This is a genomic window from Nostoc sp. C052, from assembly GCF_013393905.1.
Classification (GTDB): Bacteria; Cyanobacteriota; Cyanobacteriia; order Cyanobacteriales; family Nostocaceae; genus Nostoc.
In genome coordinates, this window is the sequence record NZ_CP040272.1 from 5,017,349 (window position 1) to 5,033,530 (window position 16,182).

Genomic DNA, 16,182 nt, shown 5'->3' on the forward strand with positions numbered 1-16,182 from the left:
TCTCCATACTTATGCCTTATGCCCTATTGCTTCTGTAATCCAACCTTTGAGTGTTGTTGTCACTTCATCAATGACTATTTCTTGAGATTTACGGGTAGCTCTTTCTACAACTTCAACTTTGCCATTAGCGATCGCCCGTCCGGTTACAATTCTATAAGGTATGCCAATCAAGTCAGCATCTTTAAATTTCACTCCCGCCCGTTCGTCGCGGTCATCTAGTAGAGTTTCAATTCCCGCTTGATTGAGTTCTGTGTAAAGTTTTTCGGCGATTTCTATTTGTTGAGCATCCTTAATGTTGGGAATTGTGATGATCGCGTGGTAGGGTGCGATCGCAACTGGCCAAATAATCCCGTCTTTATCGTAAGATTGCTCTACAGCAGCTTGTGCTAAACGCGATACGCCTACACCAAAACAACCCATAACTAGCGGCTTTTCTTCACCCTGTTCATTAGTATAAGTTGCACCCATCGCTTGGGAATATTTAGTGCCTAATTGGAAGATGTGACCTGCTTCAATTCCACGAGCGCTTTGTAAGGTTTGTTCTGGGTTATGTATGGCGCGATCGCCTGGTCTTGACTTACGGATATCTACTAATCGCTCTGGTAACTTAAATTGCTCACCCCAATTAGCACCAACTACGTGATAGCCTGCTTCATTTGCACCTGTAACAAAGTTTTTTAAATCAACGGCTGTTTGATCTACCAAGCGCAAAAATTTAGGATGGATCTGCTTATTTGAGGTAATATACTCATCTGCAATATCTGGCGCAATGTAGCCTAAAGGTAGAGATTTAGCTGTCCATGCTTGCTGGGCTTCTATATTTGGTACATTCAAACTAATAATAGTTTTAGCACCATACTCAGAAGCTAATTTAGTCAGTTCATTTTGCAATTTGACTTCATTAACTTCCTGATCGCCTCGGATGCTCACCAAAACTAACACCGTTAAACCATTATCATAAACTGTCTGATAAAGGACATTTTTAACTAATTGAGTGGGAGAAGAGTTGAGGAGTTGACAGACTTTTTCAATGGTTTCTGTTCCAGGTGTATCCCGTTTTTCGTAGGTTGTAAACCGTGAGGTTTCGGCGTCAATTGGTAAAGAAACAGCCTTTTCTACGTTAGCGGCGTATTTACCATCCTCAGTGTAGAGAACTTCATCTTCGCCAGCTTCCGCCAAAATCATAAATTCTGTGGAACCAGAACCACCAATTGCACCAGAATCAGCTTCCACTGCGCGAAAAGCTAAACCAGAACGCCGTAGGATATTGCTGTAGGCTTTATACATATCCTGGTAAGTTTCTTTGAGACTGGCTTCATCGGTATGGAAAGAGTAGCCGTCCTTCATGATAAACTCTCGTCCGCGCATTAAACCAAAGCGGGGACGAATTTCATCGCGGAACTTGGTTTGAATTTGGTAGAGATGTAATGGTAGCTGGCGATAAGAGCGAATCATATCACGAGCGATCGCTGTGACTACTTCTTCATGAGTTGGGCCTAATCCTAATTGTTGCTCGCGGCGGTCAATTAGGGAAAACATAATCCCCTCAGCTTTGGTGTAAGTGTCCCAGCGTGCTGATTCCTTCCATAACTCAGCAGGTTGCAATTGTGGTAGTAGACATTCTTGTGCGCCTGTAGCGTTCATTTCTTCCCGCACAATCTGGGAAACTTTTTGCAATACCCGCCACATCAGAGGCAAATAAGCATAAAGACCACTACCGATGCGACGAATGTAGCCTGCACGGAGTAATAATTTATGACTGGGAATCTCAGCATCAGCCGGATCATCCCGCAGTGTAGCAAATAACATTTGTGAAAGTCGCATCGTTTACTCCCTTTCCAGAATCTTTAATTTGTTTATAAACCAATACGCTTAGGTTAAGGTCTACTGGCAACAATTTTGGGTTTTCGAGACGCGATAAATCGCCGTCTCTACAAGTGTTTTGTCGCTCATTCTGAACTGTATTGTGATATAATTTTTCCTACTAATCTAGGTCTAGGTTATGAGTCTTTTGACATTAAAACTAGACACCGTTCACTTTAGTGACGAACAATTTTATCACTTATGTCAAAATAACCGCGAATTGAAATTTGAACGCACTGCCAAGGGAGAATTAATCATTATGTCCCCCGTTGGAGGTGAAAGCGGTAATCTAGAAGCAAATTTAATTATCGATCTGGGAATCTGGAATCGGCAAACTGGCCTCGGTTACACTTTCAGTTCTTCTACTATATTCAAATTACCCAATGGTGCCGATCGTTCGTTCCCCAGATGCGGCTTGGATTGAAGAAGAACGTTGGCAAGCACTTGCACCTGAACAAAGACAGAAATTTCCCTCCATCGTACCCGATTTTGTCATTGAATTAAGGTCAGCAACAGATGATTTAGAAATGTTGCGTTCTAAAATGCACGAATATATAGATGCAGGGGTGCAATTGGCGTGGTTGATAAATACCCAACAGCAGCAAGTGGAAATTTATCGCCAAAACCAAGATGTAGAAGTGCGAAATCTGCCTACACAATTATCGGGTGAAAATGTATTACCAGGATTTAGCTTGAATCTATCCTGTTATTAAAATTTGCAAGTACTGCTAAATCTCCATTATCTGCCCATACTTTACATCGCAGTAAAAAATACTCTATAAGTCTGCGTAGGTACGCTTCATTTTTTGTCGTGTGTGACTGCGACTTCAATCGTCAGGGTATCTTACAGCAGCTAAGATAGCTTAAAAGAAATCACGGCATCTTTAGGAGAAACTACCTTGGCAGATGTAATTTATCAAGCACAAGCACCCTTAGAATTTATTCCTCCGGCGTTTAACCCTTTATTGCTACGAGTTGTCAATCTATTGCTACCCAGTTGGATAAATTGGCAAACATCTATTACCCAAATTGAAGCAGACAATGTAGAGGTGCTGGTGGATCTCTATCGCCAGTTTCAGGAGGGTAAGATCCGTTTTATGTTGGCATTTCGCCATCCGAAAACAGACGATCCACTTTGTTTAGGTTACTTGCTATCTCAACTTGTGCCAAAGACAGCGCGATCACAAGGTACATCACTACAACATCCCATTCACGCTCATTTTATCTACGATCGCGGCATTCCTCTCTGGGCAGGTTCCCACGTTGGCTGGATTGCTTCTCATTTAGGTGGTACTCCGATTCAACGGGGTAAAGCTGACTGGACGGGGTTACGTTCGGCGCGTGAGTTGTTCGCCAATGGCAAATTCCCGATGGCGGCTGCGCCAGAAGGTGCAACCAATGGTTTATCGGAGAATATTAGCCCTCTAGAACCTGGTATCGCCCAATTAGGCTTTTGGTGTGCTGAAGATTTGCACAAAGCTGGAAGCGACCAACAGGTTCTAATTGTACCAGTTGGGATTAAATATAGTTACGTTGATGCTCCTTGGGATGCGATCGCAAATCTTTTAAGTGAATTGGAAGCGGCTAGTGGTTTACCTGTGAATTCAGCAGAACAGGCTTCGGTAGAGTCGCTTTATCCCCGGTTGTTGACTTTGGCAGAACATTTACTTTTGCTCATGGAAGAATTTTACACCCGGTTTTATCATCAAAAACTGCCAGATTCCAAGATTATCAATGGGCAAATTCCAGATAGAAATGAAGCATTAGCAGTTCGTTTACAAGCTTTATTGAATGCCGCATTGTTAATCTCAGAACAGTATTTTAATTTACAGTCAAAAGGTAGTTTGAGTGACCGTTGTCGGCGAGTCGAGCAAGCAGGTTGGAATTATATATTTAGAGAAGAATTTAAGGATGTCAAAGGAGTGTCTGCTGTCGAAAGAGCTTTAGGCGATCGCGTTGCAGAAGAAGCAAATGCACGGATGTGGCACATGCGTTTAGTAGAAAGTTTTGTAGCTGTTTCTGGTAATTATATTCGCGAAAATCCAACGGTAGAAAGGTTTGCTGAGACAACTTTAATTCTATGGCAAATGATTGCTAAAATCAAAGGGAATAAAGCTGTGCAGCGTCCACAATTGGGTAAGCAAAAAGTAAAAATAACTATAGGCGAACCTATATCTATTTCGGAACATTACCCGAAATATCAAGAAAATCGTTTGGGTGCTAGACAAGCTGTTGCTGATGTGACGAATGATTTACAACAAGCAATGGAAGCTTTAATTTGAGCAGGATGGAAAGGACAATTGCTTTAGATACCTCAAGTTATATTGACAAAACAAGATAAATGTGTACTAAGTGTCAAGCAAAAGTCCTTCCTAAAAAATACCCAAGTAATCTTATGTTTGTTTTGCGTCTAAAAACAAAACCAAGTTGTCTCAGCTGTAAAATATAAGTGTAGAGCCAGTAGTAGATTAAACCTCGGCAAAAAAATCCCTAAAAATGCCAGGGTAATTTTATGCTTGTTTTGTGTCTAAGAAAAAACCAAGTTATCCCAGCTATAAAATATGAGGGTGGAGCCAAAGGTGACTAGTATTGATAATTACACTTTCTCTTTTTCAGGAGAAGTAACAATCCCTCAAGCTCCTCCTGAGTTCAAATCAGGTTTTATCGGCATTGTTGGTCGTCCCAATGTCGGTAAATCTACTTTGATGAATCAATTAGTAGGACAAAAAATTGCCATTACCTCACCAGTAGCACAAACTACACGTAACCGTTTGCGCGGTATATTAACGACACCAGAGGCGCAGTTAATATTTGTAGATACACCAGGAATTCATAAGCCTCATCATCAATTAGGCGAAGTATTGGTGCAAAATGCCAAAATTGCCATTGAATCAGTAGATGTAGTGCTATTTGTAGTAGATGGAGCGGTGGCATGTGGAGCTGGCGATCGCTATATTGCCGAATTGCTCAGTCGCAGCAAAACACCAGTGATTCTGGGTGTGAACAAAACCGACCAACAACCGGACGATTCTCAGTATTTAGATGATAGTTACGCTCAGATGGCCCAATCTCATGAATGGGAAATCGTGAAATTTTCTGCCAAGACAAGTGCAGGATTACCGGAACTTCAAGAATTATTAATTGAACATTTAGAACTTGGGCCATTATATTATCCCCCAGACTTGGTAACTGACCAGCCAGAACGCTTTATTATGGGTGAATTAATCCGAGAACAAATTTTATTGTTGACTCGTGAAGAAGTACCCCATTCAGTTGCGATCGCTATTGACCTAGTAGAAGAAACACCCAGCATTACCCGTGTACTTGCTACCATCAACGTCGAGCGCGATTCCCAAAAAGGTATACTCATTGGCAAAGGTGGAGCAATGCTCAAAGCAATTGGCAGTGAAGCTCGCGAACAAATTCAAAAGTTAATTGCTGGTAAAGTTTACCTAGAATTATTTGTGAAAGTTCAGCCAAAATGGCGACAGTCGCGGCTCAGTTTAGCAGAGTTAGGCTATCGCGTGGAAGAATAAAATTGGTCATTGGTCATTGGTCATTAGTCATTGGTCAAAAAGGCAAAGGACAAAGAACTAATGACTAATGACAAAGAACAAATGATTCTTAATAAATAAAAATGTCTTTAGATACTCCCTATCCCTTAAATTTACCCGCTAATGCTCCGCCATTGCGTGTGTTAATTGTTGAAGATGATCCAATGATGCAATTGGGATTAGAGCAATCGTTAATGGCTCATCCTCAGTTAGAGATTGTTGGACAAGCTGAAGATGGTTATTTGGGAGTTCAAGCCGCACTGCAACTGAAACCCGATTTGGTAGTTATGGATATTGGATTGCCGCGATTGGATGGCATTGCGGCGACACAGCAAATTAAAGCGGCGTTACCAGCAACTCATGTAGTGATGCTGACATCTCATCAAACGGAGACAGAAATTATTGCGGCACTATCTAGCGGTGCAGATGCCTATTGTATCAAAGGTGCAAGTGTAGAAAGATTATTAAGTGCGATCGCAGCCGCAGTTGATGGTGCAGCCTATCTCGATCCCCAAATTGCGCGGCGAGTAATTGATAATCTCAAACCACCTTCACCCACTACCAACACAGCTAATTTATCTGGACGCGAATTAGAAGTGTTGAAACTCATGGTAGATGGTTTGAGTAACCCAGAGATTGCCGAAAAACTCTATCTCAGTCCCAACACCATTAAAACCCACGTCCGAGGGATTATGAATAAATTAGCAGTAGACGATCGCGTGCAAGCAGCAGTCGTTGCATTGCGTTCTGGGTTGGTTTGATTATATATAAATTAAACTTTACAAGTAGAGGCATACATATAATATATGTATACCTCTATGATCGATTAATTTGTCGCCAAGAATTTGGAAAAATAGTCTACCTCAAAGCATTTTCATTAAAAGAGTTTGAGAATTGATTAGGGTCTAGATGATCTGGAAATAGTAAAATTTCCTTGCCTTCTAAATTTGCCTTTTGGTGAAGCAAAATCGCCTTTTCCAAAGAACAATATTTAATTGGAACCCATCTGTCGCTATAAAAGTAGACAGTTACTCGGCTCATTGCATACTCTTTCAGCGGTAGTGGAACGTACCAGGACGAGTCCACAATTTGAACTTTACCTGTCGAGTCCATGCTTTGAACCTCAGCTACTAAGTATATTTACTCTCGCTCATCATTCTTATTACTTTCACTCATCCAAGTGAATTATGGTAACTATCATAAGTAATAAGCTAATTTGTCTTTAAGGTAGAATTTTATGAGTCAACTAGCTTTTAGTTGAGATTGAGCCTTAGCAGTTGGTCAGGAATTTTCGGGTAAAGTTTGACAGACTGTCTTTTGACACAACTATTCTTTTCTTTTAGAATCCTTCTCCTAAATACTGGTGGAAAAATAGCATCAAAAATCTTTGAATTTTGCTTTAATTGCCTTTCCCCAGTCGGTCTGCTTTACTTCACTTACTCTTAGAAACTCTATGTTCTACTTTAGCTTAGAGAAGAATTTGGGATGGCTATTATTGATTTCGGTTTTGATAACTACACCAGTTAATGCCCACACAGAAAAGGTATCAAAAGACGTGGGTGGGATGCTGCATATTGAACCCTATGACAATCCTCAAGCTGGCCAAACCGCTCATGCTTGGATTGTCCTCACTCGTAAAGGTGGGCAATTAATTCCCCTAACTCAATGTAACTGTCAGTTGGCTGTCTACCCTCAACCTCATAGTGAAACTGATAGCCCATTGCTGAAACCAGCCTTACATAATGTGTCAACCAAGCAATATAAAAGCATTCCCGGAGCCGAGATTGTATTTCCCAAAGTAGGAACCTATGAATTGGAATTAAGCGGTACTCCCAAATCTGGAGCTAGTTTCAAGCCCTTTGTGTTGTCTTACACCATCACAGTCGGCTCATAAAGATTGCTCTGCTTACCTTTGCGTTTAAAAAAGTTACGAACTTATAGCTGTACTTAGTATGGTAAAAACTTCACCGTAATCGCGGTGCGATCGCCCAACCTTTCACCTTCTACCTGATTCCCAATGCCCATAATTTAAAATCCTGCCAAACGATATCAAGGTTTCAAACTCAGGGATGATGAGTAATTAGCAATTAAATTGACAAAATCACACTATAAAGAGTGATATTAAGCGATAGATAGCGCTTGTAAAGGACTAACGGGCATGATTAAATCTTGGATGGTGATTGGGGGTGTGGCTTTCTTGGTTGCTTTAGCCGCGAACGTGATTACGCCTAGCGATCGCCAATGGTTCAAGCGTTTACAACGACCGAGATGGCTAACTTTTGAGGGTGCGATTCCCATTATCTGGACTGTAATATTTATTTGCGGTGCTTGGTCAGCTTATATTGTCTGGGAAAAAGACCCAGGAAGCACTTCAACTTGGTTAATCATGGCTTTATATCTGCTATTAGAAATTGTCACGATTGCTTATACGCCTGTCATGTTTAAGCTTCGCAGTCTAAAAGTGGGCACAATTCTTGGTGGCACAGGTTTAATTATCAGTGCTTTATTGATACTTGCAGTCTTAGGTTTTTCTGGTTGGGCAGCACTATTACTAGTTCCTTATTTGCTCTGGAGTCCCATTGGTACTTATACCACTTGGCAAATGATCAGTCTCAATCCTCAAGACGCTTGAAGAAGAATTCAGAAGTGATTCACCATTTATTCATTCGTCAGTCGAATTCTGAATTCTGACTCCTGAATTCTTTCTATACAAGCCGCCCATAACGCGCTGTGACAGGATTGGCTGGATTGGATTGATTATTCAACCAAGCCCACATCTGATCGCCTACAGAAAAATGCCACCATTCTCTAGGATTGCGTTGAAAGCCGGCTTTTAACATCACATCTCGCAATAGCTGGCGGTAAGCATGATACTTTTGTGCTTCTGGGTCGTCATTATTGGCATAATAATCGGGATGCGATCGCTCTGACATTTCATCAATTGGCGAACCCATATTCACTATTTTCCCAGCATCATCTACCAGCGTCACATCCACCGCCGCACCTGTACTGTGAGGAGGCGGAGTTTTTTCATCCAAACTCGGTACAGCCCAAATTTCATACACCGCTTCCCAAATTTCTTGACGTTGGTTTGGTAACAACTCCACCTCAGTCAGTCCCCTATCCTGCACTGCTTGGACGAAGCTGTAATCTACCATAAACTGCTGGACTGCGATCGGGCGATAGGCGTCAAAGATTTGGATATGCCAGTTAGGATGCAGGAGATTAAGATAATTTTGGGCTTGGAGCAAATTTTCGATCACGCTTTGACGGAGATAATAAGGGGAGCGATCGCCATAGGGCGCACCTAATTTTTCATAAGGATGTGGAGATTCCACCGCAAATAATTCTAAAGGAATCTTGATTAACGGTTCACCACACTCGAAAATTGGGATTTGATGATATGGCCTCATCTAGTCAGCTACACAGGACTTACGCATTTTAACGCAAGCATAGCATTGTGCGTAACGATTCTCTTCTTCCTCTGTGTCCTTTGCGCCTCTACGTGCAATACCAATTTTTCTTAAATTAATCAGTGCCCGAAAAATGTAACAATACCATATTAAGCTGTTAGACATTCAACTTGCATATTACATAAGATTAAAACTCTTGTGGGGTGGGCATCTTGCCCGCCCTGATTATGCAAATTAAAAATGTATTAGCTTACATTATTCTCATTATTTAGAAATCCCCTTGCACGAAAAATTAACAGGAAAGAATGAAGTATGGCAGATAAAACCAAAATTGTTTCCTTTCAACTTTCTGACGGCAAAATAATTAAAGTAGAGGTTACGCCTATAGGGGAACAACCTGTTTCTGATGAAACCAGAGTCTTTAAACAAGCGACAGAAATTATTAAATCCATTGCTGAAGATGTCGCAGTTACATTAAAAGATATTAGCGAGACAGTCAAGCCAGATAAATTTAGTGTCAAACTAGGTTTACAAATTGGAGTTGAGTCAGGACAGCTAACCGCTTTAATTGTCAAAGGAACAGGCACAGCTAACCTAGAAATTACGATGGAATGGGGTAAATAACAGTTGATTGTCTTACAGTTGTGGTAATCTTTTTACAAAGATGCTAGATCAGAGCAATTAATGAGTAACGAAGACAATTTACAACGCTGTACAGTGCGTTTAAATGTTGCCAGTAGTCAAGGAACTGGTTTTTTTGTTGCACCGAATTGGATTCTCACCTGTGCCCATGTGGTCGAATCTGCGAAAGATAACCCTGTGCAAGTATTCTGGAAAGCGGGAAACAAGAATTACACAGCTAAGGTTACGCAATTATACAAATATCCCCTTGATTTAGCGCTTTTACAACTGTACGAGGATTGTTTGGATCATCCGTGTGTTGAATTGGATAACACAGAACCGAAAACCAACGATGATTTATATATTTTCGGTTATCCCAAGAATAGCGAAGTTGATTATTCGCAGGGAGATTCGGCAAGTTTTAAATATGAAGGAATAAGTTTTAAACAGGATATTATTCTCTATAAGTTAAAGCAGGGGCAAGTTATCTCAGGCTTTAGTGGCTCGCCTTTGCTAAATTTACTAACAGGTAAAGTTTGTGGAATTGTGCATCTTTCTCGTGATGAAAGTAACGATTTAGGGGGGCGGGCAGTTTCGGCTCAATTTATTGTGCAACAGTTTCCCGAAATTGCGTTACTTAATAAACAATTTCATCAGCTAAAGCCCAAAGGTGATAATCCATTTGAATATGGTTCTCCTGTTCCTCCACAACGTTTTTATGGGCGGAGAAGAGAGATTTTAGAGATTAAAAACCGCATTGGCGCTATTAGTCCTCAATGTGTCAATTTGGTAGGCCTGCGGCGCAATGGAAAAACCTCTATATTGCGATATATCAAAGAAAGAATCAGCGAATTTTGTCCGCCAGAACAAAAGCCTTTAGTTGTTTTCTTAGATTTAACGAATGGGAATTTTCATACTCCAGAGGGGATTATTGAAGGCTTAAGGCGAGGGATTCACAAACTAACAGGGAATTTTCCTTGGTTAAAGGAAGATAATGAAGATGGCTTTGCAGTAGAAGATGGCTTACAGCTTTTAGTAGATGAAGGGTATCGTTTAATTATTTTATTGGATGAGTTTGAAGCCATTGCTAGTAAAAAAGATAGATTGGAATTGTTTCAGGATTGGGGAGAAGATTGGCGTTCTAAGGCTTCTGCGGGTTTATTAACAATGGTAATTGCCAGCAAACGCCCTCTTAATGAAGTTTACGAAACTTTGAGTCTGGGTTCTCCCTTTGCCAATATTTTCAGTACGACTATTTTAGGAACATTAGAGGAGGAAGCTTGGCAAAGCATCATCCAGAAAGGATTTCCGCCTAATTCTGCGGTATTACAATGGGTGGATGAGTTAGCAGGAGGGTTGCCCTATTATGTGCAGATGGCGGGGGCGATGTTGTGGCAAAATAGGAATCAAGAAATAGCTAAAAATGAGTTTAATTTTCAAGCAAAGCCTCGTTTTGAAGAACTTTGGAAAGATTTAACCGAAGTTGAACGTTTAGCATTGCGTTATGAGTTGAAAGGGGGTAATTTACCTATTCCCGATGTGGCAATTGTAGATAGGCTTCAGCGTCATGGTTTATTACGGAAGAATAGGGGTTTATTTAGCAGTGTTTTTGCAGAGTTTGTCAAAGGTCAAACATAAAGCAAGAAGCAAAAAATTTAAACATTAAATATAAAAAATGTTACTATTTTTACGAGAAACTTGGGAACTATTTTGGTGGGCAATGTATTGTCCTTCAAGGCTTCAGCAACGAATCAATGAATGGTTCCCTCAAGAAGAAAAAGATGGACACAGACCAGACACAAGTTTTTTTAATATTTTAGTTTTCGGCAACTTCCGATTTATTATTCAGTATCTATTACTATTATTTATTTGTTATATACCTCTTATTTTAAAGCTGATTGAGCGTAATCAATTATTAGATTGGCTACAGTTACCTTGTGCAATGTTAATTGCTTATACAACAGGAGTTTTATTTTTACCTTTAGGACTGGTTATTCCGTTGTCATGGTTGATAGTTAGATTAAATGAGCCTGATAGCTGGTTAAAGGGCTTAATAGAAGCTATTAAAGTTTTACCTCCTATACCACCACAAATGAGGATAGGTCTTGCAGTTTTTGGAGTATTTATATCATTAACTGTTTGGTTAATATTGCAACTGTTAAAAAAAGAACATCTTTCTCTTGCTCGTAATGTGATGGTGGTGGGAGGAACAATCAGTGTGATGTTAGGAATGTGGTTAGCAACTCAAAACTGGCTGTTTCTGTTGTTAGTAAGTGGAATGACAGGCTTTGTCCTATTTTCAGCAAGAGAAGATATAAAAAATAGTGATGATGCGGTCGTCGTGGTAGTCGTCGTGGCGGTCGTCGTGGCGGGAACCATAGCGGTCAGAGTGGTGGGAGGAGGGGCGATCGTTGTGGCGCTCTTCGTGGCAGTCTTGTTGGCGGGAGAAGTGGAGTTCGTCGTGGCGGTCGGAGTGGTGGTCGGAGTGGCGGTCGGAGTAGCGGGAAATATCGCGGTCGGAGTGGCGGTCGGAGTGGCGTTCGTCATGGGAGGAGTCGTGGCGGGAGTCGTGGCGGGAGTCGTGGCGGTCGAAGTAGTGGGGGAGTCGTGGCGTTCGTCGTGGGGGAGTCGTGGCGTTCGTCGTGGCGTTCGTCGTGGCGGGAGTTGCTACTTTACCGTTTACTTGGTTTTTGATTGTTGCAAGTTTAATCGCTTTTGCTCTTGCACCAGCAAAAAATAACATAGTTTTGATCAGCACTACAGTGATTTTAATAGCTCTTTCTGCCCAAAATTTAGGATGGTTTTCAGCATTAATTATCCCTGTAACCTTAGTTAGCTATTCCAGAATTATTGACTATTTTTTCTTTGCTCCTTTCAGTTTTCTCACATTAATTATTAATCGTCTCAGCTCTCAACCATTGCAATTACTTCACAGCTTACCTCCTTATACCAGTGAACTTCTCTGGCTTCCCTTAGCATTACCTAATCACGAGCAGCTTTTCATTGCTGCTTTTCGTAACAATCCTCAACAAGCTTTAAACATCTTTCAATATACCCAAACTTTTTCCTTGCCAGGATTTCAAATAACTCTGCAAAATGCCTTACCACAAATTGTCGCCGACCAACTCCAGCAAATTCAAAGTATTCCAGAACTAATTTTTACTGCCAACTCAGATCATCCTATATTACCCTTCCTGATTTCCCCCTTCTATCACCTCGATTCTGAAAGCGACATCCCCACTTCAGAAACACCTTTACCAAAGGTTAAGCCTGAAATTTCTATCCTTCTTCCTCGTTTGCAAACTATTATTCAAGATATTCAATCCGCACTTGAAAATCAAAATATACACCTACGAGAACGAGGATTAGACAAAATTAATAACAAGCTTGTTCAATTACAACTCCAATTACCTTCTCTGGGACTTAAAAACGAAGCCATCAAGCGCTGGACACCTGTACTGGAACAGTGGCAAAAAGTTATTAAACTGGAACAAAATGAACAAAGCAAACTCTCTCAAGGCGAACTAATCAACCCGTTCCAATTTGGAAATCCCGTGCGACTTGACCAAAAAAACTTGTTTAAAGGCCGTCAGAGATTTGCCGATGAAGTTGTCCGTCGAGTTTTAAACCGCGACCGACCTACCCTTGTGCTGCATGGCCCCCGTCGCTGTGGTAAAACTTCCTTTTTGTATAACTTTCCCCGCCTGCTTCCCAGTGATATTCTCCCCGTATTTGTGGATATGCAAAGTTCCGCTATTACCACCAGCGAATCTGACTTTTGGTTTGGCTTAGTCCGTGCAATTCATAAAGACTGCAAAAGTCAAGGCGTTCAATTACCAAACATTCCTGAACGCACCGATTTTCAAGCTAGGCCCTATCCTACCTTAGAAGATTGGTTGCATAAAGTACTTGCCCAAATCGGAGAACGGCGCATCCTTCTCAACCTTGATGAATTTGAAAAAATCGGTACTGCCATCCAAAAGGGACAGATAACTATACGTTTATTTGACGAACTGCGCCATTTAATTCAACATTATGAACAACTCGGTTTTCTCTTTTCTGGGGTGCAAACTTTAGAAGAATTAGGCCCGAATTGGAGTAGCTATTTTATCAGCGTTGTCCCGATAGAAATGCTTTATCTTGAACCTAACGAAGCTGAAGAATTACTGCTTAATCCAGATCCAGATTTTACGCTGCGTTACGCTACAGATATTGTAAAGGAAGTATTAAAACTTACCAATTGTCACCCTTACTGCCTACAATTATTGGGCGCATCAATGGTGAATCAAGCTAACTTTAACCATACTGACTTTATTACTGCTGAACTCTTGCAAGCTTCTATTAATGACGCATTTATTTCCGGTCAGCCTTATTTTACAAATATTTGGACAGAGTTTACAGGAACTACACCAGAAGAAATGGTAATTGGTCAAGAATTATTATTACAAGTTGCCAAGACAGATATTTTATTACCTATAACTACTGAAATTGCTGAAAAGGTATTAACCCGCTTGTTGCGTTATCATATTTTACACAAAATCAATGGAGGATATGATTTTGAGATTCCTCTGTTAAAACAATGGGTGAAAGAGCGTGCAGTAAGAAGCTAATTATTTAAAGTTAGGATGGTGCGTTAGTCTCCGGCATAACACACCCTACAGCTACAGGTCAAACAAGACTAAAGTGCTGTTGTTGCATATAGCCTAACCTACTCTGATGGAGTAGCAAGCTACCCGTAGCGTCTGGCAGAAAAAGTATTGCTCCTTTAATCAAATAATTTTGTTGATAAACGCGATGTGTTTGTTCATGAAAATGATGTGTTTGTTGATGAACGCGATGTGTTTGTTCATGAAAACGATGTGTTTGTTCATGAACGCGATGTGTTTGTTCATGAAAACGATGCGTCTGTTGATAAAAACGATGCGTTTGTTCATGAAAATCATAATTTAAGTAAAATTATGTAGGCGTAGTCCCTCGTAAATCAGTGAGTGGTTAGGGACTTCCAGATAAAAAAATTTAATTTTGTTCACGTCTATGAATATGACCTAACAGACTTTAAATTTTATCATTCACGGTTCGTTTATCCAAAAATGCTCAATCAAAACCAAATACCTTTATTAGATGCCTTAAAAGCCAATGCAGCAAGACCTCATGCGCCTTTTTACACTCCAGGACATAAACTAGGTGAGGGAATTTCTCAACCTTTGGCTGATTTACTTGGTAAAGCCGTCTTTCGCGCTGATTTAACTGAATTAGCAGATTTAGATAATCTCTTTGCACCCCAAGGCGTGATTCAAGAAGCACAACAACTGGCGGCTGAGGCCTTTGGTGCTTCGCAAACATGGTTCCTTGTCAATGGTTCTACCTGTGGGATTGAAGCAGCAATTCTCGCTACCTGTGGCACAGGCGATAAAATCATTTTGCCTCGCAATGTACATTCTTCTGCGATCGCAGGTTTAATTCTCTCTGGTGCAATACCAATTTTTCTCAATCCTGAATACGATCCAGTTTTAGATATTGCCCACAGTATCACACCTAATGCTGTACAATCTGCACTCCAACAGCATCCAGATGCGAAAGCAGTGTTGATAGTTTATCCAACATACTACGGCGTTTGTGGAGATTTGAGTGCGATCGCCAACATTACACATCAATATAATATCCCTCTACTCGTAGACGAAGCACACGGCGCACACTTTGCCTTTCATCCCGAATTACCCACTTCAGCTTTAGCCGCAGGTGCGGATTTAGCTGTACAATCCATCCACAAGGTACTTGGTGCAATGACACAAGCATCAATGCTGCATATCCAAGGTAATAGAATAGATGGCGATCGCATCAGTAAAGCTTTGCAACTTGTACAGTCTACCAGTCCTAGTTATGTACTTTTAGCTTCTTTAGATGCAGCGCGTCAGCAAATGGCACTCCACGGAAAAATGCTGATGTCTCGTACTTTGTTACTTGCTGACGAAGCTAGAACCAGAATCAGTCAAATTCCTGGATTATCAGTTTTGGAAATGCCTCAGTTAGCTGAATCTCCCGGCTTTGTAGCTTTAGATAAAACACGACTAACTGTCACGGTTTCTGCTTTAGGCTTAACCGGATTTGAAGCAGATGAAATTTTGGATGAGAAATTAAGTGTTACTGCTGAATTCGCCTCACTGCAACATCTCACCTTTATCATTAGTTTGGGTAATACCTCAGCTGATATTGAGCAATTAGTGCAAGGTTTTACCACCCTCGCAAAAGAATATCGCCGAACTGATTCAATAGTTAAAAAGCAAGTTTGGCAAAATCTTGATAAAACACCGAGTTATGATTTACAACTTTCTCCCCGTGAAGCTTTTTTTGCGGTCAGTGAAACACTACCTCTGTCACAAACTGATAAACGCATCTGCGCCGAAATCATCTGTCCCTATCCCCCAGGAATTCCTGTGTTAATGCCGGGAGAATTCATCACTAAATCTGTCCTGGAATACCTACAACAAATCCAGGCTATGGGGGGATTTATCAGCGGTTGCAATGACATTAGCCTCAAAACTTTGAAAGTTGTGAAATAACACAGATGTCTCAACGAAGTACTACACTCGGCCTAAGCCTCTCACTCGTACTCAGGTTCCAGAGCCGACAAATCTTCCAGGTTTAAGATTAATTGCTTTAGTATTTGGTTTGTTTCGCTACAAATGCAATCCAATAACTTGCTTAAAATAGCTAGAAATTTTTGGCAGCAT

Annotated in this window: 13 protein-coding genes and 1 pseudogene; 12 read left to right on the top strand and 2 right to left on the bottom strand. The window is 40.9% G+C overall.

Annotated elements, in window-relative coordinates; translation table 11 throughout:
- Window positions 1-9: 9 nt before the first annotated feature.
- Window positions 10-1,824, bottom strand: a complete 1,815-nt coding sequence (locus FD723_RS20680; protein ID WP_179067022.1) for a proline--tRNA ligase — start codon at window positions 1,822-1,824, stop codon at window positions 10-12.
- 178 nt (window positions 1,825-2,002) lie between these two features.
- Between FD723_RS20680 and FD723_RS20685 the strand changes: the two are divergent.
- The 6 genes and pseudogenes from FD723_RS20685 to FD723_RS20710 all read left to right on the top strand — a co-directional run bounded on the left by FD723_RS20685 (window position 2,003) and on the right by FD723_RS20710 (window position 8,049).
- Window positions 2,003-2,576 (top strand): annotated as a pseudogene (locus FD723_RS20685) (Uma2 family endonuclease).
- A 186-nt stretch (window positions 2,577-2,762) separates the two neighbouring features.
- Window positions 2,763-4,145 (top strand): 1-acyl-sn-glycerol-3-phosphate acyltransferase, encoded by a 1,383-nt coding sequence (locus tag FD723_RS20690; RefSeq protein ID WP_179067023.1) that lies wholly within the window; start codon window positions 2,763-2,765, stop codon window positions 4,143-4,145.
- A 279-nt stretch (window positions 4,146-4,424) separates the two neighbouring features.
- Entirely contained in the window at window positions 4,425-5,399 is a 975-nt protein-coding gene (gene era / locus FD723_RS20695) for a GTPase Era (RefSeq protein ID WP_179067024.1), read from the top strand.
- A 101-nt stretch (window positions 5,400-5,500) separates the two neighbouring features.
- Complete coding sequence (locus FD723_RS20700; protein ID WP_179067025.1) at window positions 5,501-6,178, top strand: response regulator transcription factor; 678 nt, start codon at window positions 5,501-5,503, stop codon at window positions 6,176-6,178.
- Window positions 6,179-6,870: 692 nt separating this feature from the next.
- Window positions 6,871-7,311 carry a hypothetical protein gene (locus tag FD723_RS20705; RefSeq protein ID WP_179067026.1) on the top strand — a complete coding sequence of 147 codons (441 nt, stop codon included), beginning with the start codon at window positions 6,871-6,873 and terminating at the stop codon, window positions 7,309-7,311.
- Window positions 7,312-7,575: 264 nt separating this feature from the next.
- Window positions 7,576-8,049: a TspO/MBR family protein gene (locus tag FD723_RS20710; protein WP_179067027.1), complete on the top strand. Its 474-nt coding sequence runs from the start codon at window positions 7,576-7,578 to the stop codon at window positions 8,047-8,049.
- Between the two features lie 73 nt (window positions 8,050-8,122).
- Here the strand turns inward: FD723_RS20710 and FD723_RS20715 are convergent, their stop codons facing one another.
- Entirely contained in the window at window positions 8,123-8,830 is a 708-nt protein-coding gene (locus tag FD723_RS20715; RefSeq protein WP_179067028.1) for a M15 family metallopeptidase, read from the bottom strand.
- A gap of 312 nt (window positions 8,831-9,142) precedes the next feature.
- Here FD723_RS20715 and FD723_RS20720 point away from each other — a divergent pair, with 312 nt between their 5' ends.
- The 6 genes from FD723_RS20720 (at window position 9,143) to FD723_RS20745 (ending at window position 16,011) form a co-directional block, all read left to right on the top strand.
- Complete coding sequence (locus FD723_RS20720) at window positions 9,143-9,454, top strand: CU044_2847 family protein (protein WP_179067029.1); 312 nt, start codon at window positions 9,143-9,145, stop codon at window positions 9,452-9,454.
- A 60-nt stretch (window positions 9,455-9,514) separates the two neighbouring features.
- Window positions 9,515-11,089, top strand: a complete 1,575-nt coding sequence (locus FD723_RS20725; protein WP_179067030.1) for a serine protease — start codon at window positions 9,515-9,517, stop codon at window positions 11,087-11,089.
- A gap of 37 nt (window positions 11,090-11,126) precedes the next feature.
- On the top strand, window positions 11,127-12,191 hold the full coding sequence (locus FD723_RS20730) for a hypothetical protein (protein WP_179067031.1): 1,065 nt from the start codon (window positions 11,127-11,129) through the stop codon (window positions 12,189-12,191).
- Window positions 12,082-14,061, top strand: a complete 1,980-nt coding sequence (locus FD723_RS42200; protein WP_218651746.1) for an AAA family ATPase — start codon at window positions 12,082-12,084, stop codon at window positions 14,059-14,061. Before FD723_RS20730 ends, FD723_RS42200 begins: the two co-directional genes overlap by 110 nt.
- A gap of 186 nt (window positions 14,062-14,247) precedes the next feature.
- Complete coding sequence (locus FD723_RS20740) at window positions 14,248-14,415, top strand: hypothetical protein (RefSeq protein WP_179067032.1); 168 nt, start codon at window positions 14,248-14,250, stop codon at window positions 14,413-14,415.
- A 126-nt stretch (window positions 14,416-14,541) separates the two neighbouring features.
- Complete coding sequence (locus FD723_RS20745; protein WP_179067033.1) at window positions 14,542-16,011, top strand: aminotransferase class I/II-fold pyridoxal phosphate-dependent enzyme; 1,470 nt, start codon at window positions 14,542-14,544, stop codon at window positions 16,009-16,011.
- Window positions 16,012-16,182: the final 171 nt, after the last annotated feature.

Excerpts from the sequence above, each read along its gene's own strand:
- FD723_RS20705 (WP_179067026.1), top strand. The coding sequence starts at position 6,871 with ATGTTCTACTTTAGCTTAGAGAAGAATTTGGGATGGCTATTATTGATT.
- FD723_RS20725 (WP_179067030.1), top strand. The coding sequence starts at position 9,515 with ATGAGTAACGAAGACAATTTACAACGCTGTACAGTGCGTTTAAATGTT.
- era (WP_179067024.1), top strand. The coding sequence starts at position 4,425 with ATGAGGGTGGAGCCAAAGGTGACTAGTATTGATAATTACACTTTCTCT.
- FD723_RS20710 (WP_179067027.1), top strand. The coding sequence starts at position 7,576 with ATGATTAAATCTTGGATGGTGATTGGGGGTGTGGCTTTCTTGGTTGCT.
- FD723_RS20680 (WP_179067022.1), bottom strand. The coding sequence starts at position 1,824 with ATGCGACTTTCACAAATGTTATTTGCTACACTGCGGGATGATCCGGCT.
- FD723_RS20715 (WP_179067028.1), bottom strand. The coding sequence starts at position 8,830 with ATGAGGCCATATCATCAAATCCCAATTTTCGAGTGTGGTGAACCGTTA.
- FD723_RS20720 (WP_179067029.1), top strand. The coding sequence starts at position 9,143 with ATGGCAGATAAAACCAAAATTGTTTCCTTTCAACTTTCTGACGGCAAA.
- FD723_RS20730 (WP_179067031.1), top strand. The coding sequence starts at position 11,127 with ATGTTACTATTTTTACGAGAAACTTGGGAACTATTTTGGTGGGCAATG.
- FD723_RS20745 (WP_179067033.1), top strand. The coding sequence starts at position 14,542 with ATGCTCAATCAAAACCAAATACCTTTATTAGATGCCTTAAAAGCCAAT.
- FD723_RS20700 (WP_179067025.1), top strand. The coding sequence starts at position 5,501 with ATGTCTTTAGATACTCCCTATCCCTTAAATTTACCCGCTAATGCTCCG.